Source organism: Streptomyces sp. NPDC017056 (assembly GCF_044332485.1).
Classification (GTDB): domain Bacteria; phylum Actinomycetota; class Actinomycetes; order Streptomycetales; family Streptomycetaceae; genus Streptomyces.
Genome location: NZ_JBIRPD010000006.1, coordinates 230209 through 254755 on the forward strand (window position 1 = coordinate 230209; position 24547 = coordinate 254755).

The 24547-nt window shown below is 72.1% G+C and carries 13 protein-coding genes; 6 read left to right on the forward strand and 7 right to left on the reverse strand.

Annotation, left to right across the window (positions count from 1 at the left end; all coding sequences use genetic code 11):
* Nucleotides 1-173: 173 nt before the first annotated feature.
* From ACH4OW_RS13505 to ACH4OW_RS13520, 4 genes are all read right to left on the reverse strand, one after another.
* Nucleotides 174-4013: an ABC transporter ATP-binding protein gene (locus ACH4OW_RS13505; protein WP_398027450.1), complete on the reverse strand. Its 3840-nt coding sequence runs from the start codon at nucleotides 4011-4013 to the stop codon at nucleotides 174-176.
* A 134-nt stretch (nucleotides 4014-4147) separates the two neighbouring features.
* A complete protein-coding gene (locus ACH4OW_RS13510) occupies nucleotides 4148-5287 on the reverse strand; it encodes an esterase-like activity of phytase family protein (RefSeq protein WP_398027452.1) in 1140 nt (379 codons plus the stop codon).
* Nucleotides 5288-5382: 95 nt separating this feature from the next.
* Entirely contained in the window at nucleotides 5383-7029 is a 1647-nt protein-coding gene (locus ACH4OW_RS13515) for a penicillin-binding transpeptidase domain-containing protein (protein WP_398027454.1), read from the reverse strand.
* Nucleotides 7030-7221: 192 nt separating this feature from the next.
* Entirely contained in the window at nucleotides 7222-10011 is a 2790-nt protein-coding gene (locus tag ACH4OW_RS13520) for a discoidin domain-containing protein (RefSeq protein WP_398027456.1), read from the reverse strand.
* Between the two features lie 206 nt (nucleotides 10012-10217).
* On the opposite strand from ACH4OW_RS13520, the gene ACH4OW_RS13525 reads away from it, so the two are divergent.
* The 5 genes from ACH4OW_RS13525 to ACH4OW_RS13545 all read left to right on the forward strand — a co-directional run bounded on the left by ACH4OW_RS13525 (nucleotide 10218) and on the right by ACH4OW_RS13545 (nucleotide 17081).
* On the forward strand, nucleotides 10218-11027 hold the full coding sequence (locus ACH4OW_RS13525) for an ATP-binding cassette domain-containing protein (protein ID WP_398027458.1): 810 nt from the start codon (nucleotides 10218-10220) through the stop codon (nucleotides 11025-11027).
* Complete coding sequence (locus tag ACH4OW_RS13530) at nucleotides 10999-13200, forward strand: YhgE/Pip domain-containing protein (protein ID WP_360122865.1); 2202 nt, start codon at nucleotides 10999-11001, stop codon at nucleotides 13198-13200. The genes ACH4OW_RS13525 and ACH4OW_RS13530 overlap by 29 nt, the downstream gene beginning before the upstream one ends.
* Nucleotides 13197-13874 (forward strand): TetR/AcrR family transcriptional regulator, encoded by a 678-nt coding sequence (locus ACH4OW_RS13535; RefSeq protein WP_398027460.1) that lies wholly within the window; start codon nucleotides 13197-13199, stop codon nucleotides 13872-13874. The genes ACH4OW_RS13530 and ACH4OW_RS13535 overlap by 4 nt, the downstream gene beginning before the upstream one ends.
* Nucleotides 13875-14044: 170 nt before the next feature.
* On the forward strand, nucleotides 14045-15766 hold the full coding sequence (locus tag ACH4OW_RS13540) for an NAD-dependent malic enzyme (RefSeq protein ID WP_398027462.1): 1722 nt from the start codon (nucleotides 14045-14047) through the stop codon (nucleotides 15764-15766).
* Between the two features lie 346 nt (nucleotides 15767-16112).
* Complete coding sequence (locus tag ACH4OW_RS13545; RefSeq protein WP_398027464.1) at nucleotides 16113-17081, forward strand: nitroreductase/quinone reductase family protein; 969 nt, start codon at nucleotides 16113-16115, stop codon at nucleotides 17079-17081.
* A 55-nt stretch (nucleotides 17082-17136) separates the two neighbouring features.
* Here the strand turns inward: ACH4OW_RS13545 and ACH4OW_RS13550 are convergent, their stop codons facing one another.
* Both ACH4OW_RS13550 and ACH4OW_RS13555 read right to left on the reverse strand, forming a co-directional pair.
* Nucleotides 17137-18825 (reverse strand): thiamine pyrophosphate-binding protein, encoded by a 1689-nt coding sequence (locus ACH4OW_RS13550; protein WP_398027466.1) that lies wholly within the window; start codon nucleotides 18823-18825, stop codon nucleotides 17137-17139.
* Nucleotides 18822-20315, reverse strand: coding sequence for a sodium:solute symporter (locus ACH4OW_RS13555; RefSeq protein WP_398027468.1), 1494 nt, complete (start codon nucleotides 20313-20315; stop codon nucleotides 18822-18824). The genes ACH4OW_RS13550 and ACH4OW_RS13555 overlap by 4 nt, the downstream gene beginning before the upstream one ends.
* Before the next feature lie 144 nt (nucleotides 20316-20459).
* On the opposite strand from ACH4OW_RS13555, the gene ACH4OW_RS13560 reads away from it, so the two are divergent.
* A complete protein-coding gene (locus ACH4OW_RS13560) occupies nucleotides 20460-22103 on the forward strand; it encodes a PucR family transcriptional regulator (RefSeq protein WP_398027470.1) in 1644 nt (547 codons plus the stop codon).
* Between the two features lie 32 nt (nucleotides 22104-22135).
* On the opposite strand, the gene kdpB is transcribed toward ACH4OW_RS13560, so the two are convergent.
* Nucleotides 22136-24337 carry a potassium-transporting ATPase subunit KdpB gene (kdpB, locus tag ACH4OW_RS13565; RefSeq protein ID WP_398027472.1) on the reverse strand — a complete coding sequence of 734 codons (2202 nt, stop codon included), beginning with the start codon at nucleotides 24335-24337 and terminating at the stop codon, nucleotides 22136-22138.
* Between the last annotated feature and the right edge of the window lie 210 nt (nucleotides 24338-24547).

Genomic DNA, 24547 nt, shown 5'->3' on the forward strand with positions numbered 1-24547 from the left:
GCAAAGGTCTGGGTGAACCTATCGGCGCGGCAACGGTCCCACCAGCCCCCTCTTTTGCGAAGCGGGGGCCGGTGGTCCGGTTTGTACGAGAGCCGGTGATTCGGCCGTTCGGGAACCCGGTGCCGGGCCGCCCGACGACCGTCAACCGTGGGCCGTCAGCCGGCCCCGCGGCCTCAGGCCGCGACCGATTCCTCCTCGCCCGTGAACGTGCGCCACAGTTCGGCGTACCGGCCGCCCCTGGCCAGGAGTTCCGCGTGGGTACCGTCCTCGGCGACCCGGCCGTGGTCGAGGACGACGACCCGGTCGGCGCGGGCCGCGGTGGTCAGCCGGTGTGCGACGACAAGCGTCGTACGGCGGCCGGCCAGCCGGTCCGTCGCCTCGTTGACGGCGGCCTCGGTGGCCAGGTCGAGGGCGGCGGTGGCCTCGTCGAGCAACAGGATGTCGGGGTCGACGAGTTCGGCGCGGGCGAGGGCGAGCAGCTGACGCTGGCCCGCGGAGAGATTGCGGCCGCGTTCGGCGACCTCGTGGAGGTAGCCGCCCGCGAGCCCGGCGATCATGTCGTGCGCGCCGACGGCGCGGGCCGCGGCCTCCACTTCGGCGTCGGTGGCGTCCGGCCGCCCGTACGCGATGGCGTCGCGTACGGTGCCGGCGAACAGGTAGGACTCCTGCGGTACGACGCCGAGGCGGTGCCGGTAGCCGGTCAGGTCCAGTTCGCGCAGGTCCGTGCCGTCGACGCGGACGGTGCCGGCGGTCGGGTCGTAGAACCGCGCGACCAGCTTGACCAGCGTCGACTTGCCCGCGCCGGTCTCGCCGACGAAGGCGACGGTCTGCCCGGCGCCGATGGTCAGATCGACGCCGGAGAGCGCCGTGACGTCGGAGCCGTCGGCGCCTCCGTACCGGAAGTGCACGTCGTCGAAGGTGATCTCGCCGGCCAGTTCGCCGACCGGGCGGGGCGCCTCGGCCTGGGGCGTTGCGGTCGGTTCGCGCAGCAGCTCCTGGATGCGGCCGAGCGAGACGGCGGCCTGCTGGTAGCCGTCGAAGACCTGCGAGAGCTGCTGTACGGGGGCGAAGAACAGGTCGATGTAGAGCAGGTACGCGACCAGCGCGCCCGCCGTGAGCGTGCCCTCGCCCACCCGGCCCGCGCCGACGATCAGGACGAGCGCGGCGGCGACGGAGGACAGCAGCTGGACGAACGGGAAGTAGACGGAGATCAGGAACTGGCCGCGGACCCGGGCCGCGCGGTACGCGTGGCTGCGCTCCGCGAACCGGTCGGCGCCACTGCGCTCGCGGCGGAAGGCCTGCACGATGCGCAGCCCGGCGACGCTCTCCTGGAGGTCGCCGTTGACGGCGCTGATGCGTTCGCGGGCCAGTTCGTACGCCTTCACGCTCTGCTTGCGGAAGAAGTACGTACCGATGATCAGCGGCGGGAGGGTGGCGAAGACGACCAGGGCCAGCTGGACGTCGATGACCAGGAGGGCGACGAGGATGCCGAAGAAGGTCAGGACGGAGACGACGGCGGTGACCAGGCCGGTCTGCAGGAACGTGGACAGGGCGTCCACGTCCGTCGTCATCCGCGTCATGATCTTGCCGGTCAGCTCGCGCTCGTAGTAGTCGAGCCCGAGGCGCTGGAGCTGCGCGAAGATCTTGACGCGCAGCGAGTAGAGGACGCGTTCGCCGGTGCGGCCCGTCATCCGGTTGGAGCCGATCTGGGCGGCCCACTGGGCGAGCACGACGAACAGGGCCAGCCCGGCGGCCGTCCACACGCCCGCCAGCTGCGCGCGCCGTACTCCGTCGTCGATGCCGTGCCGGATGAGGACCGGGAGCAGCAGTCCGGCCACCGCGTCCACGGCGACCAGGGCGAGGGCGAAGGCCAGCGGGCCGCCGAAGCCGCGCAGGAGCCGCCGCAAACCGTAGGACTTCTCGGGGCGCGCGGCCCGCTCCTCGTCGATGTCGGGAGTGTCGGTCGCGGGCGGCAGGGCGGCGACCTGGGCGAGCAGTTCGGGGTCGGCGGGCATGCCGGGGGCGGCGCCGGGGGTCGCGGCGGCCTGGCCGGGTTCCTTGTCGGCGCGTACCCACAGGTGGGGGGTGATGCCGTCGACTCGGCGGTCAGAGGTTGCCGCGACGTCAGGGTACGCCGTGGCCGGGCGCTCCAGCAGGCCGTTCGCCGCGGCTTCGCCGCCGAAGCCCGGGTGCCCGGCGTGGTCCGGCGCACCGCCGGACCCGGCCGGGGCCGCTGCCTCGTCGGCCGGGTCGTCTTCGGCCGCGCCCAGCTCCTCCGGGTCGGTCAGCAGCCGGCGGTACAGCTCGCAGCGGTCCTCCAGCTCCTCGCGCGTGCCGATGTCGACCAGCCGGCCGCCGTCCAGGACGGCGACGCGGTCGGCGAGGGCGAGCGTGGAGGCCCGGTGGGCGATCAGCAGCGTCGTACGGCCCGCCATCACGCCGCGCAGCGCCGTGTGGATCTCGTGCTCGACCCGGGCGTCGACGGCGGAGGTCGCGTCGTCCAGGACCAGCAGCCGGGGGTCGGTGAGGATCGCGCGGGCCAGTGCCACGCGCTGGCGCTGGCCGCCGGACAGGGTCAGGCCCTGCTCGCCGACCTCGGTGTCGTACCCCTCCGGAAGGGCCGATATGAAGCCGTCGGCCTGTGCGGCACGCGCGGCGATACGTATCTGCTCGTCGCTGGCGTCCGGCGTCCCGTACGCGATGTTGTCGCGGAGGGAATCGGAGAAGAGGAAGCTGTTCTCCGGTACGAGGCCGATGGCCGCGCGCAGCGATTCCAGGGACAGCTCACGGACGTCGTGGCCGCCGACCAGGACCCGGCCCGCGGTGACGTCGTAGAAGCGCGGCAGCAGGAGCGAGACGGTGGACTTGCCGCTGCCGGACGTGCCGACGACGGCGACGGTCTCGCCGGGCTCGATGCGCAGCGAGAAGTCCTCCAGGACGGGGCGGCCGTTGCCGTAGCCGAAGGAGACGTTCTCGAACTCGACGGTGGCGGGCGCGTCGGCGGGCAGTTCGTGCGCTTCCGGGTGCTCCTCGATGACCGGCTCGGTGTCGACCAGTTCGAAGACCCGCTCCACGCCGGCGCGGGCCTGCTGCCCGACGGTCAGCATCATCGCGAGCATCCGCACCGGGGCGACGAGCTGCGCGAGGTAGGTGGAGAAGGCGACGAAGGTGCCGAGGGTGATCTGCCCGTTGGTGGCCAGCCAGCCGCCGAGCGCCAGCATGGCGACCTGGCCGAGGGAGGGCACGGCCTGGAGGGCGGGGGTGTAGCGGGCGTTGAGGCGTACGGTGCGGAGCCGGCCGGCGAAGAGGCGGCGGCTGACCGTGCGCAGCTTGCCGGTCTCCTGCTCCTCCTGGCCGAAGCCCTTGACGACGCGTACGCCGGAGACCGCGCCGTCGACGACGCCCGCGACGGCGGCGGCCTGCCCTTGCGCGTACCACGTGGCGGGGTAGAGGCGTTTGCGGCTGCGCTGGGCGATGAACCACAGGGCGGGGCCGACGGCGAGCGCGACGACGGTGAGCAGCGGCGAGAGCACCACCATCACGACCAGCGAGATCGCGAAGAGCAGCACGTTCCCGATCATCATCGGCAGCATGAACAGCAGGTTCTGGATGAGCTGGAGGTCGCTGGTGGCGCGGCCGACGACCTGCCCGGTGCTCAGCTCGTCCTGCCGGTGCCCGTCCAGCCGCGCGATCGACCGGAACATCCGGGTCCGCAGGTCGTGCTGCACGTCGAGCGCCAGCCGTCCGCCGTAGTAGCGGCGTACGTACGTCAGCGCGTAGACCGCGAGCGCGGCGACGACCAGCAGCGTCGCCCACGGCGCGAGCGGCCGTTCATGGCTGACGATCACATCGTCGATGATCAGCTTCGGTACGAGCGGGACGAGGGCCATCACGCCCATCCCCGCGAGCGACGAGCCGAGCGCGAGCAGCACGTCCTTCTTGTACTGCCAGCACAGGCGCGTCAGCCGCCGCGCCCAGCCCTGTCTCGCTGATTCGGACCCCGTCCCCGTCACGCCCTGCCTCCCGCGTTTCGTCGTTCACCAGGAGGCACCAACGCCGTGGGCAGCGGATTTCATCCCGTTGCAACAATCCGGACGCCGTTGCGGAGGGTGCGGGCTCGGGCCGTCCGGTCGGGTGACGGCGCGGCTCAGCGGCTGCCGGTCCGCACGGTCAGGCCGTACAGGCGGGTGATCTGCTTCGGACTCTCGTTGTCGTCGCTGACCAGGAGCAGGCGCAGGCGGCCGCCGGGCGCGCGGCCGGTGACCGCCATGCCCTCGATGTTGTCCAGCAGCGGGTTGGCCTGCGGCTGGTGGGCGGGTGCGCCCAGGGAGGGGCAGGCTCCGAGGTCGGCGAGGAGCTTCTTGCGGGCGGGGCGTACGGCCTTGCCGCCCGGCAGCACGGCCACGCCGCCGATGTCGCTCGCCCAGCTCGGGTCGGCGAGGTAGAGGCGCACGGTGTTGCCGACGCCTGCCGTGAAGCCGCGCTCCAGGACGAGCAGCCGGCCGTCGGGGAGGGCGGCGATCTCGGAGACGCCCAGTCCCGCGTCCACCGGATAGGCGTACTGCGTGCTCAGCCGGTACGTGGCGGAGCCGGGCCGGCCGCCGTGCCGCTGCCAGGTCTGGAAGCGCAGCAGCGGGCGGCCCGCCGAATCCTTGCCGTCGCCGGTGAGCTGTCCCTCCATGGAGGCGGTCAGGGTGCCGCCGCCGGGGCGGAGGGCGAGCCCCTCGAAGGTCTGGTTGGCCTGGGCGCGGCCGGCCGGCGCGACGCGCAGCGCGCCGGGGAGCGGCAGCCGCCCGAGGAGCGTGCCGGAGCGGTCGTAGCGCCGTACGGACGGCTCGGTCTCGGAGGAGACGAGGTAGCCGCCGCCGGGCTCGACGGCCAGCCCTTCAGCGTCGAGGGCGGCGCCCTTCTCGTCGGCGAGCGGTGCGGTGCGTACGGGACGGTGGCTCTTCGCGTCCAGGCCGATCAGCGCGGAGCGGTCGGAGACGGCGGCGACGGAGCCGTCGGTGTCGCGGGCGAGGGCGGAGAGGTTGCCGACGAACGTGCCGTGGAACGTGGTCTTGTCCAGGGCGTCGGAGTAGCTGTCGATCGAGACGGACGGGGAGCAGCGGCCGCCCCCGTGCGCACGCGCGGAGGCCGCCGACGTCACCGGCCCGGCGGCGGAACGGGCTGCCTCCGGGCCGGTCGGTCCGGCGGCCGCCGGCGGGCTCCCTTCGGCGCATGCCGTGAGGCACCCGGCAGCCAGCACCGCTGCGGTGACACGGACAACCGCGGAACGTACGTGCACGAGGGGTCCTCCCGTTCGTCGACGGCCCGGGGCGGGCGCGCCCCGGGCTGCGGGCAGGCCCCGACGCGGGCGCGCCCCAGTGTCGACCCTTCCCCTCAGCGGCCCGCCGCGAGCACCCTTCGGACAATCGGGCCCGCCGCGTCGCCGCCGTGGCCACCCTGCTGGACGACCGCGGCCGCCGCGGCGTCGTTGCGGTAGCCGAGGAACCAACTGTTGGCGTCGCCTTGCCCGTCGGCCTCCGCCGAACCGGTCTTGGCGCCGATGTCGCCGCCGAGCCCGGCCATCGCCCGCGCTCCGGTGCCGCTGACGGCGGTACGCCGCATCATGGCCCGCAGCTGGGCGGCGACCGACGGCGGCAGCGACCGGCTCGCGCGGGCGATCGGCCGGTCGTCCAATTCCTGGGAAACCAGCACCGGCTGGGAGAAGTACCCGGCCTTGGCCGTGGCGGCGACGGACGCCATGTTCAGGGGATTGGCCTGGACGCGGCCCTGGCCGATCAGCGATGCCGGCGTGTCCGCGCCGTCGCTCTGCGGCACGCTGCCGTCGAACGTCGGTATGCCGACCTTCCAGTCCTTGCCGAGCCCGAAGACGTCCTGGGCCTCGCTGTTGAGGTCCGTGCCCGACACCCGGTCCGCCAGGCCGACGAAGGCGGTGTTGCAGGAGCGCGCGAAGCTGTCGGAGAACGTGCCGCCGTCGATCTGGAACATGCCCTGGTTGTGGAAGGAACGGCCGCCCGCCGACGCGTATTTCGGGCACTCGACGCTCTTGCCCGCGGAGACCAGGCCCTTCTCCATCAGCATCGCCGCCGTGACGACCTTCATCGTGGAGCCGGGCGCCAGCCGGCCCTGGAAGGCCGCGTTGAACTGGTCGGAGCGGTGGTTGGCGACCGCGAGGATGTCACCGCTGCCGGGCTTGACCACGACGACCGACGCCTCGCGGTAGTCCTTGACCGCCGTCTCGGCCGCCCGCTGCACCCTCGCGTCCAGCGTCGTACGGAGCGTCCCCGGGCGTCCCTTGACGATCGTGAGCAGCGTCCTGCCCGGCTCGCCGCTCTCGCCGATCACCCGTACCTCGACGCCCTGGACGCCGCCGGCCTTCTTGCCGTAGCTCTCCCGAAGAGCGGGGAGTATCGGGCCCAGTGACGGCATCTCTTCGGCGTCCAGTTCGGTGCCGTTGCGGTCCACCGCCTTGACGGGCGGCGCGCCGTCCGAGCCGGTCCGCAGGCTCTCGCCGCGCCGCAGGCCGGGGTGGACCACGGTGGGCTGCCAGTCGACGAGGGCCTTGCCGGTGGTCTTGCCGCGTACGACCCGCAGCGCCGAGTCGTACGCCCAGGTCGTGTGCTCCTCCTCCCCGTCGCCCTCCCCCTTGCCCGCGGCCAGTTCGGCGGTGACGTGGAAGGGGACCTTGTCGCCGGCGCTCTCCCCCGCCTTGAAGGTCACCTTCGACACGCGCGCGTCGGTCCGGAAGCCCTTCAGGGCCTGGCGCGCGCCCTCGGCGTTGTCCGTGAGGACCGCGGCGCTGTCCACGTCGCCCTTGCTCCAGGCTGCGAGGAAGTCGCGCGCGGTGTCGCGCACCTCTTCTCCGGACGGTGGCCCGGTCGGTCTGGACGCGGCACCGGCCGGCGCGCCGTCGGACGCCGAGTCCCCGCTGAACGCCTCGTAGACGTTGTACGCGCCTACACCGACCACTCCGAGCACCGCGGCAGTCACTCCGCCGACGACATACTTCACGCCCGTACGCACAGTTCCCTCCCCAGGTCAGACACACCGTGCGTGTCCGGACACTATGTGACGGAAGTGGTCACGGATATCTCATTCAGGGGACGGAATGGTCACTTCTGGTCCAGGCCAGCGACAACCCCGCCCGGGATTCCGTCAGGGCCCGGGGCATTCCCGGACCCTGACCAGCAACGCGTCAGCCCTCCCGGCCGACGCTCACTCCTTCGGCGCCTGTTGCACCGTCAGCTCGGCGAGGCCGGGCCGCCGGCCGTCCTTCGCCGCTTCGGCACCATGCACCGTCAGCCGTACGTAGCGGGCCGTCGTCCGTCCGGCGTACCCGGTCCCGGCCCAGTGCTTGCCGTCCGTCGAGACCTGCGCGACGTACGAGGCGGGCGCCCCGCCCTTCCAGTGCGGGGTGATCTGCCCGATGCGGGAGGGCTTGCCGAGGTCGACGGTCACGCTGCCGACGGGGCCGTCCGGCACCCAGGAGGTGGCGGCGTTGCCGTCCACCGCGGCGCCCGCGTACATGCCGGGCTCCTCCGAGGTGGCCCGCGCCGCCCGGCACCGGGCCGCGTTGTCCGTCGGCGCGAGGTCGGGGCGGCGGGTCTTGAGCGTCAGGGGCGCGTCCCGGCTCACCACCCGCTCGCCCTCCGGCGACTCGACGCGCATCGGCGCACCGGCCGTCAGCCGCACCGTCGTGCGGTGCGCGCCGATCTCCACGTCGTACGTACGCCCCTGCCAGCGCAGCCCGCGCAGCGTGACGCCGTCGGACAGCTGCGGCGGCAGCATCGGGTCCAGGCGCACCGTGTTCTCGCGCATCCGCAGCCCGGTCAGCCCGTTGGTGAAGGTCTGCAGGAAGCCGCCCTTGCCGGTCAGGAAGTCCTGCGCCGGCGATCCGGCGTGCGGGTCGCCCGCGCCCGCCTTGTCGCCACGCGCCTCGGAGAACTGCCCGAAGGCCCCGCGGACGAACGGCTTGATCGAACGCGTCATGTACGTGTACGTGGAACAGCCGGCCTCACCGGCCCCGGCGGCGGCGATGGCGTGCACCGAGTCGGTCATGGCCGGGCCGTCCGGGTCGGTGAGCCCGGCGTAGTGGTCCATCGTGTTGACCTTGGCGCGCTGCGACATCGGCCAGTCCAGCGGGTACATGAGCAGCACCGTGTCGGCCTGCTTGATCATCGTGTTCCGGTACCCGTCGTACTGCTTGAAGACCTCGTTCTTCGCGTCGTACGGGATACGGATGCGGTCGGCGATGTCCTGCCATGCCGCGGGGGCCTTCTGCCCGAGGAGCTGGGCGGCGCGGCCGGCGTTGCGCAGCGCGGTCACCGCGCCGGCGTTCGTGAAGACGCCGTCGTCGACGCCGTTGCTGTACTCGTCGGGCCCGGCCACGTTCTTGACCGAGTAGCTTCCGTCGGCGTTGCGGGTGACGCGGGACGCCCAGAAATCCGCGATGCCCTTCATCACCGGCCAGCCGCGGTCACGCAGCCACGCGGTGTCCTTGGTGGCGAGGTAGTACTGCCAGGCGGCCAGCGACACGTCGCCCATCAGGTGGTTCTGGGTCTTGCAGTGCGGCGGGTCCCAGCTGTGGCACTCGTTCCACAGGTCACCCTTGCTGCCGCTGGTCCAGGGGTAGAACAGCCCCTTGTAACCCAGCTTCTTCGCGTTGGCGGCGGCGCCGGCACGGGTCCGGTAGCGGTATTCGACGATGGACTTGGCAAGGTCGGGATGGGCCGCCAGCAGTCCCGGGTACATCCAGGTCTCGGCGTCCCAGAAGATCTCCCCCGCGTAGTTGTCGCTGGTCAGTCCGGCCGGGCTGATGCTGTCGCGGCTTCCGGCCCGGGTGCTGGAGAGCAGTCCGTACTGGGCCGCGCGCACCCACGCCTGCATGTCCCGCTGCCCGCGTCCGTGCACCTCGACGTCGCTGCGCCACAGCTTCTGCCAGGCCGCGGCGTGTTCGCGGTACAGCGCGTCCCAGCCCCGCTGCGCGGAACGCTGCGCGGCCCGGGTCGCGGCGGCGCGCGGAGTACGGGAGGTGAGGGCGGTGTCGACGCCGACGTACTTGGTCAGCTCGTAGCTGCGCCCCGACTGCACCGGGAACGTGACGCTCTGCCGGTTGCCGAGGTCCTTCGCGGCGCCTGCCGGCTGGGTCGTGGCGCGCTGCGCGGAGACCTGGGGTCCGGGGCGCAGGGTCGAGGCGACCGCGCCGTCCGTGTTCGTGCCGTCCGTACGGAAGGTGACGTCCATCGTCCGGCCGCCCGGCCGCGCACCGCCGCCGGTCTGCGACATCCGGCGCGCGCCGCGCCCGTCGAGGCGGTCGGTGACGGTGGCCCGGCCGCCCCAGTGCGGCGTCATGCGCAGCCGGACGGCGCCGGTGTGCGCGTTGGTGCGGTCGGCGAGCACCTCGTACACGAGGTCGGTGGCGCGGCCGTCGGCGGCCGTCCACGTCAGTGACGTACGGACCAGGCCGCAGCGGATGAACTGGGTCTGGCGGTAGTTCGAGATGCGGCCCGCCGGGGTTTGCGAGTCGAAGGTCTGCGGGCGGTCGCCGACGGCGGTGACGTCGAGGCCCGTCCAGGTGGGCAGCGCGGCGATGGCCTGGCGGCCCTTGAGGTTCTCCGGACCGCGCGCGTACAGGCCGGAGACGAAGGAGCCGTCGTAGCGCGGCGTCTTCAGCGGCCAGCCAGTGGTTTCGCCCGGGGCGGTGTATCCGGTCCCGTTGGGAGCTATTCGCTGGCCGAGGTAGCCATTGCCGACGAAGGCGTGGTGGCCGTCCCCGGGGTCGATGCGGGTGGCGGTGGGGGTCCAGCCGTCGCCGTTTTCCGTGCGGGCACGTGCCAGGTCCCGGGGCGCGCAGGAGGCGCCGGGCGATGCGGCGGACTGCGCGGGCCGCGTTTCCGCGGAGGCGGTGGCCGGGTGCGAGGGCGGTGTGGATGCCGACGCCGATGGCAGCGTCGCGACGAGAGTTCCCGCGAGCAGCGGGGCGATCAGTTTGGCCGAGTGAGTCATCGGTCTCCGTCGTACGTGTCCGCCGGTGCCCTCCGTGACGTACTGCATCACAGATCACACCGAGAACATCACCAACAAACGCCCCAAAAGCATTGGAGCGCCCCACCCGCCACATGACGGAGTTCACAGGATCGCGCGTCGATTGGTCAATAGGCCGGTCCGTACGGCACACTTTTAGACTGACCAGTCAGAACAAAGGAGGGGCCGTGGACACCACCCGCCAGGGGGCGGCGGTCAACGCCAGGGGAATCGGAGTCAAGGGCCCGCGGGGGTGGGCGTTCAGAGACGTCAGCGTCACCGCCGATCCGGGTTCGCTGATCGCCGTCGAGGGCCCGTCGGGCTCCGGCCGCACCTGCCTCCTGCTGGCGCTCACCGGCCGCATGCAGATCGCCGAAGGCCACGCCACGGTCGCCGGCTTCCCCCTCCCCAAGCGCATGGGAACGGTGCGCAGCCTGACCGCCATCGCGCACGTCCCCGGGGTCGCCGACCTGGAACCGGCCCTGACCGCCGCGGAACACCTGGAGGAACAGGCCCTGCTGGGCCGCCGGGTGGCCGGTTCGATCGGCGCCCGGATGCCCTGGGGACGGCGCTACAAGGAGGAGACGCGGGCCCGCGTCGAGGCCGCGCTCACGGCGGTCGGCCTGGACCCGGCCACGCTGCCCAAGGGACTGCGTACGGCGGTCCGGGACCTGGAGCGCATCGAGGCGCTGCGGCTGTCGGTCGCACTGGCCGTCATGCACGGCCCGCGGTTGGTGGCCATCGACGACGTCGACCTCAAACTGTCCGCCGACGAACGCTCCCAGGTCTGGCAGATGCTGCGGGACCTGGCGCTGAACGGCACGACGGTGGTGGCCGCGACCGGCAACGCCCCGAATGACGCGATCGTCGTCCGGACCGCGCCGACGACCGCCCAACCGGCCACCCCCGCACCCACTTCGACCACCGGCACGGCCGGTCCGACCGACATCCACGAGGAGGAAGCAGCCCATGCGCTCGCCGAAGCTCGCCGCGCTTGAGCTCAAGCGCTTCGGCAGGGGCAAGCTCCCCCGGCTGGGCCTCGTCGCCCTGATGCTGATCCCGCTGCTGTACGGCGCGCTGTACCTGTGCTCGTTCTGGGACCCGTACAGCAATCTCGACAAGATCCCGGTCGCGCTCGTCAACGACGACAAGGGCGCCACCGCCGCCGGCAAGAAGATCCAGGCCGGCGACGAACTCGTCAAGAACGTCAAGGACAGCAAGACCTTCAACTGGGAGGAGGTCAGCTCCGCCGACGCCGAGAAGGGCGTCGAGAACGGTACGTACTACCTCTCCCTGACCGTCCCCGAGGACTTCAGCGAGCGGATCGCCTCCAGCTCCGGCGACCACCCGGAGACCGGTGCGCTCCAGGTCCGCACGAACGACGCGAACAACTACATCGTCGGCTCGATCTCCAAGACGATCTTCTCGGAGATCCGCGCCAAGACCTCGGCGAAGTCGTCGCGCGAGTTCTTCGACAAGATCTTCGTCTCCTTCTCGGACCTGCACGACAAGACGCAGCAGGCTGCGGATGGCGCTGGCAAGATCGACGAAGGCCTCGGCAAGGCCAAGGACGGCACCGACAAGCTCGCGGACGGCCTGGGTACGGCCAAGGACAAGAACGGCGAGCTGACCGACGGCCTGGGGAAGCTGGACAAGGGGTCCGGCGATGTGAGCACAGGCGCGGGCAAGGTGAGCAAGGGCACCGCGCAGGCCCGGGACAAGGCTCAGCAGATCAGCCAGGGCGCAGCCAAGGTGGCTGCCGGTATGCAGCAGTTCACCGACCAGGTCAACGGGCTCGCCAAGAAGGACCTGCCCTTCCTCAAGGAGCACGGCAAGGACATAGCGCAGAAGGCCAGGACCGTCGCCGACCTCACGCAGGAACTCGACGACGACCTCAGCAAGCTGCCCGGGAACTCGGCGAAGGCCGTCCAGCAGGCGCGGCAGAACGCCGCGGACGCCAAGGAGCTGTACCAGAAGCACTGCGGGGCCTCCGCCGACGGCGCCGACTGCCCCAAGCTGAAGGGAATCGCCGCCGGGACCGCCGTGGCCGCCGATCTGGCGGAGAAGGTCGACGGCATCATCGCCAAGACCGACTTCAAGCAGTTGCGCACCAAGCTCCAGAACCTGCACCAAGGGGCCGAGACGGTCGCCAACAAGGTGCCGGGCATCGTGAACAACGCGGATGCCTCCCTGCACGCCATCAACGAACTGAACAGCGGGACGCGTAAGGTCGCCGACGGCGCCGGCCGGTTCGCCGCGGGTATCGGTACGCTCGCCGACGGCGCGGGCAAGGTCGCCGACGGCGCCGGCAAGGTCCACAACGGCATCGGTGACGCCAAGGACGGCTCCGGGCAGATCGGTGACGGCCTCGGGAAGCTGGAAGACGGCGCGCTCGACCTCAAGGGCGGCATCTACAAGCTCAAGGACGGCTCCAACCAGCTTGCCGGCAAGCTGGACAGTGGTGTCGCGCAGATTCCGGACTACGACAAGAAGGACCGCGACGCGCGGACCGAGGTCATGTCGAACCCGGTCGAGCTGGCCGCGAAGTCGATGCACAAGGCGCCCAACTACGGCACCGGTCTGGCCCCGTACTTCATTCCGCTGTCCCTGTGGGTCGGCGCGATGGTCGCGTACATGCTGCTCGCGCCGCTCGGCAAGCGGGCGCTCGCCGCGGGGGCGCCGGGCTGGCGCATCGCGCTCGGTTCCTGGCTGCCGGCCTTCGCCATCGGCATCGTGCAGGTACTGGCCCTGATGGCCGTACTGCACTGGGGGCTCGGCCTGGAGATGGCGCGCTCGGGGGCCACCATCGGCTTCCTGTTGCTGGCGACGGCGGCGTTCACCGCGATCATCCAGTTCTTCGGCGCGCAGTTCGGCCCGGCGGGCCGCGTACTGACGCTCGTCGTGCTGATGCTCCAGCTGACGTCGGCGGGCGGTACGTACCCGGTGCAGACCAGCCCCGGATTCTTCGGCTGGATCCACCCGTTCCTGCCGATGAGTTACGTGGTGGACGGCCTGCGCCGGCTCATCACCGGCGGTGACCTGGGCATCGTGTGGCAGGGTTCCATCGTCCTGGCGGCGTTCACGGTCGGCGCGCTGGCGCTCACGTCGCTGACCGCGCGCAGCCGGCAGGTCGTACGGATGAAGGACCTGCACCCGGAACTGAGCCTGTGAGCGTGCGTACCGAGCACCTCGCGGGGCAGGGGGGCGGCGTCGTTCGCGGCGCCGCCCCCGGCCCGGGGCCGCGGCGCGGCGCCACCCGGCGCAAGCTGTTCGACGCGGCGGTCACGCTCATCGCCGAACAGGGTTTCTCCGCCACCACGGTGGACGAGATCGCCGAGCGCGCCGGCGTCGCGAAGGGCACCGTCTACTACAACTTCGCCAGCAAGAACGTCCTGTACGAGGAACTGCTGCGGGACGGCATCGACCTGCTCGCCGCCTCCCTCCAGGAGGCCGCCGACCGGGCGGTGCGGGCGGACGGCGGCACCCGGGTCGACGCGCTGGACGCGATGATCCGCGCGGGCCTGGACTTCATCGCCGGCTCCCCCTCCCTCACCCAGCTGTACGTGGCCGAGCTGTGGCGGACGAACCGGGTCTGGCAGCCGACCCTGCAGTCCGTACGCGGCCGGGCGGTCGCCGTCGTCGAGTCCGTGCTGCGCGACGCGGTCGCCGCGGGCGAGCTGAGCGACGAGCTCGACATTCCGCTCACCGCCTCCGCCCTGCTCGGCATGGTGCTGGTGGCGGCGCTGGACTGGCTGTCCTTCCAGCCGCACCGCTCGGTGGAGGACGTGCACGCCTCGCTGTCCCGGTTGCTCCAGGGCCGGGTCAGCCCCCCGCGGCCGGCCTAGCGCCACACCCTCGTAACCGCAGGTCAGAGCCCTGCCCCCGGATCCGTCGGATGCGGGGGCAGGGCTCTCGCGCGAGACTGGCCCGGCGGGCGACGTACCGGCCGGGCAGCCGGGCAGCGCCCGGCGCGCAGGGTCGGTGAGCGGCGTCGATACGGAAGCGGGTGTGGCGGATGGGCAGGCTGCCGTGGGTGATGAGCGATCCGCTGGCCAACCGTGGCACCGCCTTCACCGCGGCCGAACGCGACCGCCTGGGCCTCGTCGGCAGGCTGCCCGACGCGGTGCTCACCCTGGACGAGCAGGCGCGGCGCGCGTACGAGCAGCTGCGCCGCCAGCCCGGCGACCTGGCGGCGTACATCAACCTTGAGCAGCTGCACGACCGCAACGAGGTCCTGTACTACCGGCTGCTCACCGATCACCTGAAGGAACTGCTGCCCATCGTCTACGACCCGACCGTGGGCGAGGCGATCAAGACCTACAGCCACGAGTACCGGCGCCCGCGCGGCGTTTTTCTCTCCATCGACCGCCCTCAGGACCTGCGCCGCTCGTTCGAGGAGCTGGATCTCGGCCCCGACGCGGTGGACCTGCTGGTCGTCACCGACGCCGAGCAGATTCTCGGCATCGGCGACTGGGGCGTGCACGGCATCCAGATCTCGGTGGGCAAGCTGGCGGTCTACACGGCGGCCGCGGGCATCGACCCCGCGCGCTGTCTTCCGGTGGTCCTCGATGTCGGCACCGACAACGAGACGCTGCTCAACGATCCGCTGTACCTCGGCGTACGGCACAGCCGGACGCGCGGCGCGCGCTACGACGCGTTCGTCGCCGCGTACTTGGACACGGTCTCTTCCCTTTACCCGAACGCGCTGCTGCACTTCGAGGATTTCGGCGCGGGCAATGCCCGGCGCTTTCTGGAGCAGTACGGCGAGCGTTACCGCATGTTCAACGACGACATGCAGGGAACCGGCGCCATCACTCTCGCGGCCGTCCGGACCGCCCTGGACGTCACCGGGTCGCACTTCCGCGACCAGCGCGTCGTGGTCTTCGGCGCGGGGACCGCCGGGGTGGGCATCGCCGACCAGTTGCGCGAGGCGATGATCCGCGACGGCTTGGACGCGGGCGAGGCCACCCGCCGCGTCTGGCTGGTCGACCGGCCGGGGCTGTTGCTCGACGACATGGACGGGCTGCGCGACTACCAGCGCGCGTACGCGCGGCCGGTGGACGAAATCGCGGACTGGTCGGGCGGCGGGGCAACTGACGGTCCGGCGGGCGGTGGGACGGCCGAAGGCCCGGCGGGCGGCGAGGCGTCCCGGGAGGGCGTCGATCTGCTGACGACCGTACGGAACGTGCGCCCGACCGTCCTCATCGGCACCTCGACCGTGCGCGGCGCCTTCACCCGGGAGATCGTGGAGGAGATGGCGGACCACGTCGAGCGGCCGGTCGTCTTCCCGCTCTCCAACCCCACCGAGAAGATGGAAGCCACACCCGCCGACCTGCTGCGCTGGACCGGCGGAAAGGCGCTGACGACGGCCGGCGTCCCGGTGGATCCCGTGGAGATCGACGGCGTACGGCACGTCATCGGCCAGGCCAACAACGCTCTCGTCTATCCCGGTGTCGGACTGGGCGTCGTGGTGTCGCGCGCCGAGCGGCTGACGCCCGGCATGCTCCTCGCCGCGGCGGACGCGGTCGCCGGACAGGTCGCGGGTGGCGGGCCGGGAGCGCCGCTGCTGCCGCAGGTGGAGAATCTGCGCGCCTGTTCGGCGGCCGTCGCGGTGGCGGTGGTACGGGCGGCCGTCGCCGACGGGGTCGCACGCGTCGCCCCCGGTGATGTCGTACAGGCGGTCCAGGACGCGATGTGGCAGCCGGTGTACGGGGAGACGCCGCGGTCATCGTGTTGACGCCCATGTCCGTAAACGGATCTAATGGGAATGCGTGTGCGCGTGACGTCGGTCAAAGAGCAGTGGGCCGGCCGGCAGTCGGGCGACACACCTTTCTTCCAGGGACGACGCCATGAGTTCACACTCCACAGGCCGAGCCTGACCTCACCGCGCCAAGCGCTCCCCGTACCCGTATTCCGTGACCGGTCGTCGTGACCGGTGGTCGGCGTTCTGCCCGGACCAGGTCCGCGTGCGGTGGCTTCGCGCTGTGTGCGCCTTTCCCTTCCACATCCGCTTTTCCCGCGGAGACGTCGGCCCTCGATCAGGGCGCGCCCGCGGACCACGCTTCATGGAGAGCGACACCAGCATGTCCAGTTCCCACAAATCCGGCCCCTTCACGCCCAATTCCTTCAATCAATCGGTCATCGAGGAGTTCCGAGCCAACGGGGGGAAAGTCGGCGGCCCCTTCGAAGGCGGTGACCTCCTCCTGCTGACCACCACCGGCGCGAGGACGGGCAAGCCGTGCACCGTGCCCCTCGGCTACGTCCGCCACAACGGCCTGCTGCTCGTCGTCGGTTCCAACCTCGGCGCGCCCCGCCACCCCGACTGGTACCACAACCTGCTCGCCCGCCCCCAAGTGCAGGTGGAGGTGGGCACCGAGACGTACGAGGCGATCGCGGTGCCCGCCGAGGGCGAAAGCCGTGACCGGCTGTTCGAGCAGGTGGTGCGCGAGGTTCCCGGGTACGGCGACTACCAGGCCGGGACCGCCCGTACCCTTCCGGTCGTCGTACTGGAACCCGCCGAGCCCGAGTACCAGGAAGCGGACGGGGAGCTTCCCCGCGAGGTCACCTCTCTTGCCGGCAAACTCGTGCAGGTCCACACGTGGCTGCGCGCGCAGTTGCGGCACGTACGGGAGGAAGCCGAGGCGCATCTCGCGGCGTCGGCGGCTCACCAGGGGCCCGGCGCACCGCCGGCGCCGGGGCTCGGTATGCAGATACGGCAGCACTGCCTGGCGTTCTGCCAGAGCCTGGAATTCCACCACACCGGCGAGGACGGGCACGTGTTCCCCGCCGTCGCCCGCTATCACCCGGAGCTCCGGCCCGCCCTCGACCGGCTCCAGGAGGAGCACCGGACCCTCGCCCGCCTCCAGGGCGAACTGCTCGCTCTGCTCGCCGACATCGGCAGTGCCGATCCAGCGCGTTTCCGCGCCGAGCTGGAGCGGATGACGCAGGAGCTGCTGGCTCACCTCGCCTATGAAGAGGAGCAGCTGCTCCCGGCGCTGGCCGGCGTTCCGTGGCCGCCGGTTCCGGCCGGGCCCGGCGCACCCCGGTCCTGACCGCGTGGAGCGGGCCCCGCCGGTACGGTCCGGGGCCCGCTCCTTCCGCCTCGTGTCAGTCCGCCCCCGTACCCAGATGCGTCGGCGCGAACATCCGCAACCGGGCGGGGAGGACGACCACGGAAGGGCCCGGGTCGGCGAGGGCCGCGGCCAGGTCGGCCCGCAGGTCTTCCGGACTCGTACGGACCGCCGGTACGCCGAAGGACCGCGCGAGGGCCACGAAGTCGGGGCGGACGAGTTCGGTGGCGGTCGCCTGCCCGAAGGCGTCGGTCATGTACTCGCGCAGGATGCCGTAGCCGCCGTCGTCCACGATGAGCCAGGTGACCGGCAGGCCGTACTGGCGGGCGGTGGCCAGTTCGGCGATCGAGTACATGGCGCCGCCGTCACCGGAGACGGCCAGCGTGGGGCGGCCCGGGTCGGCGACGGCGGCGCCGAGCGCTGCCGGGAAGCCGTAGCCGAGGCCGCCGGCGCCCTGGGCGGAGTGCATGGCGTTCGCCGTCCGCGGGTCGAAGGCGGACCAGGCCCAGTAGCCGAGGATCGTCATGTCCCAGAAGCTGGGCGCCGTGTCGGGCAGCGCGTCGCGCACGGCGGCCAGCACGGCCTGCTCCGGTTCCAGCCCCTGCCCGTCGATCCGTTTCCGTACGCGGCGGAGCACACCGGCGACCGCTTCGGCCGCCGGCTCCGTACGGGCCGGACTGCCCGCTTCCGCTTCCCGGGCCCGGTCGCGCACGGCGGCCGCCAGCTGATCCAGGGCGAGCCGCGCGTCGGCGTGGATGCCCAGCGCGGCGTGGTTGGCCTCCAGTTTGCCGAGGTCGGCCTCGACCTGGACGACGCGGCCGCGGGGGCGGAAGGTGTGGTAGTTCGAGGAGAGTTCGCCGAGCCCGGAGCCGACGACGAGGAGGACGTCCGCGTCCTCCAGGAAGTCGGTCGTGTGCCGGTCCTCCAGCCAGGACTGGAGGGAGAGCGGGTGCTCCCAGGGGAACGCCCCCTTGCCGCCGAACGTCGTGGCCACCGGCGCGCCCAGCTTCTCCGCGAGAGCCAGCAAGGCGGCCTCGGCGCCCGCTCGTACGACACCCCCGCCCGCCAAGATCACCGGGCGGTCCGCCTCGGAGAGCCGGCGCGCGGCTTCCGCGATCAGCTCGCCGCGCGGCTCAGGTTTCCCTACGGTGGCCGTGAGTTCCGCGACCGCCGGCACGTCCACCGGTGCCAGCAGCACGTCCTGCGGGATCTCCAGCCACACCGGCCCGTGCGGGACACTCGCCGCCGACGCCCACGCCTCGGCCACCGCCGACGGAATCTGCGACGCCGTACGCACCGTGTGCACCGACTTCACCACGCCGCGGAAAGACGCGCTCTGGTCGGGCAGTTCGTGCAGGTACCCGTGGCGTCCGCCACCGAGCCCCGCAACCGGGACCTGGCTGCCGATGGCCAGTACGGCGGCCGAAGCGGCCGCGGCCTCCTGGAGCGCGGGGAGCGTCATCAGCGCGCCGGGCCCGGTGGAGACCAGCAGGGGCGCGACGCCGCGTGTCGTACGGGCGTAGGCGTCGGCGGCGAAACCCGCGTTGTTCTCGGTCCGGAGCCCGACGTAGCGCAGATCGGAGCGGCGCAGGGCGTCGAAGGCGCCGAGCGCGTGCTGTCCGGGCAGCCCGAAGACGGTGTCCGCGCCGAGCGCCGCCAGCGACTCGACGACCAGGTCGCCTCCGGTGCGCCGCGGCGCTGCCGACGGCTTGGTGACGCTGCTCATGACCGGGGTCCGCCTTCCGCCGCGTTTTCCATGGATTGCTGAGGGGCACCGCCCGAGGGCGGGCCGCCGGCGGGATGTCCCACCCTCTCCCGCCACTTCGCCAAGATCGCGGCGTCCGTCGGTTTCGTCGCCAGGCTTACCGCCACGTACACGCCCAGAGATGCCGGCAACCCGTAAGCGATCGGTTCGTTGGCCAAGGCTCCGAACGCGGCCATCAGCCCGACGACCGTCCCGCCGCCTGTCACGATGGCGGCGAGCGCCCCCGTACCCGTTCCGCGTCGCCACACCAGGCCGCCCAGGATGGGCACCAGCAGCCCGCCGACCAGCAGGTTGTACGCGACGGTCAGGGCCTGTACGACGTCGTTGAGCACGATCGCGGCACCGATCACGGCCACGCCCATGATCAGGATGAACGCGCGGTTGCCGCGCACCTCGTCATGGCCGGGGCCGCGGTCCGGCAGAGCCCTGCGGAGCCGGGCCCAGATGTCGTTGTTGGCCACCGTCGCGCAGGCGATCAGCGCTCCGGACGACGTGGACATCACGGCCGACAGCGCCGCCGCCAGGACCAGGCCGCGCACACCGACCGGCAGCGCGTCCGTCACGATCGTGGCGAACGCGTCGTCGGGGCTGCCCAGTTCGGGGTACAGCACCTTGGCCGCGGTGCCTATGACGGCGCCGGCGAGCGCGTAGAGCAGGCAGTACGTGCCGGCCGCCGTGCCGCCCAGCCGGGCGACCCGGTCGCTGCGCGCGGTGAACACCCGCTGCCAGATGTCCTGGCCGATCAGCATGCCGAAGGTGTAGATCAGCACGTACGTGAAGACGGTCTGGCCGCCGATGCCCAGCGGGGCGAAGTACTCGTGCGGCAACCGGGCCTTCATTTCGGCGAAGCCGCCCGCCTTGACGACCGCGACCGGCAGCAGGAGCAGCAGCACCCCGATCGTCTTGACGACGAACTGCACCATGTCCGTCAAGGTGATCGACCACATGCCGCCGAGCGTCGAGTACGCGACGACGATCACGCCGCCCAGCACGATCGAGACCGTGCGGTCCAGGTCGAACAGCACGTCGAAGATGGTGGCGTACGCGATGGTGGAGGTCACCGCCAGCATCAGCGTGTACGCCCACATCACGATGCCCGAGATCACGCCCGCGGAGCCGCCGTACCGCAGGTCGAGCATCTCGGAGACCGTGTAGACCTTCAGCCGGGCGATGCGGGCGGAGAAGAACACGCTCAGCGCCAGCAGGCCGAGCCCGATGGTGAAGACCATCCACGCGCCCGACAGGCCGTGCTGGTAGCCCAGCCCGACTCCGCCGATCGTGGACGCGCCGCCGAGGACGATCGCGGCCATGGTCCCCGAGTACATCGCGGGCCCCAGGCGCCGCCCCGCGACCAGGAATTCGCTCTTCGACCTGGCGCGGCGCATGCCCCACCAGCCCATCGCGAGCATTCCGGCCAGATAAGCGGCAATCACCGCATAGTCCACGGCCATGGGCCATCCCTTCACGCCGCACCGAGGGGCCCCGGCGGTGGGCCGGGGTGGGAGGAGTCTCGCGGGTTGACCCTAGGAGGCGTTCGGGCGGCGTTGAAGTGTACTTTTCCTCCACCCTGCCTCCCCTGAGTGGATGGTTCGCACATGCTGCACTCGTCTTCGCGCCGGCCCGCTCCGGCACCGCACCGGGCGGCGGCTCCCCCTACCCCGGCCGTCCCCCTCTCCACGCTGCTCGACCGCACGGACCTGGGCCTGCGGCAGGTAGCGGGGCCGCGCGGAGCGCCGGACGCCGTGGTCCACTGGGTGCACACGTCCGAGATGGCCGACCCGGTCCCGTACCTGCTGGGCGGCGAACTGCTGCTCACGGCGGGCGTCCACTTCGACCCGACGGTGGCCGCGGACGCGGGACCCGGTACGTACCTCGACGGTTACGTGCGGCGGAGCCTCGCGGCCGGGGCCGCCGCGCTCGGCTTCGGTGTCCTGCCGGTCCACGACGCCGTGCCGGCCGCCCTCCTGGACGCCTGCGACCGGCACGGCCTGCCGCTGCTGGAGGTGCCGCCGGACACGCCGTTCACCGCGGTCGAGAGCGCGGTGTGGCAGGCCGTGACCGAGGCGCGGCACCGGGAGCTGACCCGCCTCAGCGAGGCCCAGCGCGCCCTGTCGGCCGCGGCCGCCCGGCCCGATCCCGCTCCCGCCGTCCTGCGTGCCCTGTCCCGTCACACCGGTGGGTGGACTGCCCTGCTGGCCCCGGGCGGCGGTGAACTCGCCACGGCGGGACCGGCGCCCGACCCCGCCTGCCGCGCCGCCGCCGTACGCCTGGTCCGCATCGTCACCCCGGACGAGCACGACGAGCGATCCACCCTCCCGACCTGGCACCTCACCCCGTCCTCGGCCACCGACACCCTCGCCGACGGCACCCACCTCGCCGTTTACGCCCTCACGGGCCCGGCCTCCGGCGACTCACCCGTCCCGCGGGCCGCGCCCGCCCCCGTTCTCGCCATCGCTTCACGCCCGTACGACGCAACCGCCCACACCGTCACAGGAGTCGCGGCGGTCCTGCTCTCCTTGATCACGGGGCAGGGCGGCGGGCCTGGTGGCACGGCGACGGCGGCGGGAACGCTCGCCGGACAACGCGCCGCGCTGACCCGTATGTTGCTTGGCGCGAGCCCGTCCGACGCTGCTCCGCTGCTCACCTCCGCCCGCTGGACGGTCGTACACGCCCAGCGCCGCCGCGACAGCGACGCCTCCGTCGAAGCGTTGGGCACGGCCCTGGGTACGTCGTTGATCGACCCCGGCCCGCCACCGGACCCGACCTCGCCCTGTCCCGTCGTGCGAGCCCTGGTCCCCGGAGACGCCGCCCGCCTCGCCGCCACACCCGGCTGGACGCTCGGCGCCGGCGAACCCGTACCCGTCGCCGACCTGCCCGTCGCCGACCGGCACGCCGCGACTGCCCTCCGCCGCGCCCTCGCCCGCCGCGCTCCACTGGCCCGCCACCGCGTCACCGGCCCGCACAGCGTCTCGGCCCTCGTCGCGCCGCCCGACGCCGAAGCCCACGCCCGCGAACACCTGGGGCCGCTCCTGGACTCCCCCGACCTGCTCGCCACCCTGCGCGCCTGGATCTCGCAGCACGGCAGCTGGGACCGCACCGCCACCGCCCTGGCCGTGCACCGCAACACCGTCCGCCAGCGCATCACCCGCATCACGCGGCTGCTCGAAACGGACCTCGACGACGCCGACGTACGCATGGAACTCTGGTTCGCGCTCAAGGCCCTGGACGCGCCCCGGTAGGGCGGCGGTCCCGGCACCGCCGCCCCGTTTCCTCAGATGCCGGGCACCAACTGGAGTACCAAGTCGATGAGCTTGATGCCCAGGAACGGCGCGACGAGACCGCCCAGCCCGTACACCCCGAGGTTGCGCCGGAGCATCGCGTGCGCCGAGGCCGGCTGGTAGCGGACGCCGCGCAGGGCCAGCGGGATCAGCACCACGATGATCAGTGCGTTGAAGATGATGGCCGAGGCGATGGCCGAGGTCGGACTGTGCAGGCCCATGATGTTGAGCGCTCCGAGCCCCGGATAGGCGGCGGTGAACATGGCGGGCACGATCGCGAAGTACTTCGCCACGTCGTTGCAGATCGAGAAGGTCGTCAGCGCGCCGCGGGTGATCAGCAGCTGCTTGCCGACGGCGACGATCTCGATGAGTTTGGTGGGGTTGGAGTCCAGGTCCACCATGTTCCCGGCCTCTTTCGCCGCGGAGGTGCCGGTGTTCATGGCCACGCCCACGTCCGCCTGGGCGAGCGCGGGCGCGTCGTTCGTCCCGTCGCCCGTCATCGCGACGAGGTTGCCGCCCGCCTGCTCCTGCCGGATCCGCGCCAGCTTGTCCTCGGGCGTGGCCTCCGCCAGGTAGTCGTCGACGCCCGCCTCCGCCGCGATGGACCTGGCGGTCAGCGGGTTGTCGCCGGTGACCATCACCGTCTTGATGCCCATGGCCCGCAGCTCCGCGAACCGGCGCGCGATGCCGTCCTTGACCACGTCCTTCAGGTGGACGGCCCCGAGCACCCGCGCGCCGTGCCGGTCGGCAACGGCCACCAGCAGCGGCGTACCACCGCTCGCGGCGATCGAGTCGGCGATCCAGCCCGCCTCCGGCGGCACCTGCCCGCCCAGCCGCGTCACCCAGTCCCGTACCGCCCCGGCCGCTCCCTTGCGCACCAAACACCCGCCCGACCAGGCCAGGTCGACCCCGCTCATACGGGTCTGCGCGCTGAACGCCACCCAGCGCGCGGCCCCCATCTCCCCTTCCGTACGGACCCGGATCCCGTACTTCTCCTGGGCCAGCTCCACGACGGACCGGCCTTCCGGCGTCTCGTCGGCGAGCGAGGAGAGCTGGGCGGCGTCGGCGAGTTGGACGATCGGTACGCCGTCCAGCGGCACGAACGAGTCGGCGCGGCGGTTGCCGTGCGTGATCGTCCCGGTCTTGTCGAGCAGCAACGTGTTCACGTCGCCGGCCGCCTCGACGGCCCGTCCGGACAGCGCCAGTACGTTGCGCTGGACGAGCCGGTCCATCCCGGCGATGCCGATGGCCGACAGCAGCGCGCCGATGGTCGTCGGAATCAACGTCACCAGCAGCGCGACCAGCACGGTCAGCGGCTGCGCGGCACCCGCGTAACCGGCCATCGGCTGTAGCGAGACCACGGCCAGCAGGAAGATGACGGTGAGCGCGGCGAGCAGGATGTTCAGCGCCAGCTCGTTCGGGGTCTTCTGCCGGGTGGTGCCCTCCACCAGCGCGATCATGCGGTCGAGGAAGGTCTTGCCGGGGCGGGAGGTGATACGGACGACGATGCGGTCGGACAGCACCGTCGTACCGCCGGTGACACCGGAGCGGTCACCACCCGCCTCACGGATCACCGGCGCCGACTCGCCGGTGATCGCCGACTCGTCGACGGACGCGGCCCCCTCGACCACCTCGCCGTCGCCGGGCACCACCTCCCCCGCGTCCACGACCACGAAGTCGTACGGCTGGAGATCGGCCGCCGGTACGGTCTCCTCCTCGTACTCCCGCTCCGGTATCCCCACCCGCCAACTGCGCAGCCGACGCGCGACGGTGTCGCTGCGCGTCCGCCGCAGCGTCTCGGCCTGCGCCTTGCCGCGGCCCTCGGCGACCGCTTCGGCCAGGTTTGCGAAGACTACGGTCAGCCAGAGCCAGACACTGATCGTCCAGGCGAAGACGCTCGGGGCGAGGAGGGCGGAAAGGGTGGTGAGCAGCGCGCCGGCCGCCACGACGAACAGCACCGGGTTGCGGACGAGCGCCTTCGGGTGCAGCTTGCGGAGCGCCTGGGGGAGGGAGGCGAGGAGCTGCTTGGGGTCGAGTACGCCGCGGGCCGGGAGCCGATGCCGATGTGTGGGGCGGCGGGTGAGGTCGGTGAGCCGGATGGGCTCGGCGAGGCGCGTACTGACGGCGCCGTCCGCCGGGGCGGGGCCGGTGGCGGTCGTACCGTCGTGCTGCTGATCCGGAGCCAGGGGCTGCATCAAAGGAGCTTTCGGGGCGAAGGAAACTTTCGGGGCGACGGAAGAGGGGGAAGGGCCGGCCTGCTGGCAGGCGACCTGATTGGGAATGGGTCCTGGTGAGGGTCGGTGGGTTCACTCAACCGCCCCTACGCGCCGCGCCGCGCGCCCCTGACGCCCCCCTGTTGCCCAACCGGCGTCGTCTTACGTCCCCTTGACGCCGCCCAACTTCCT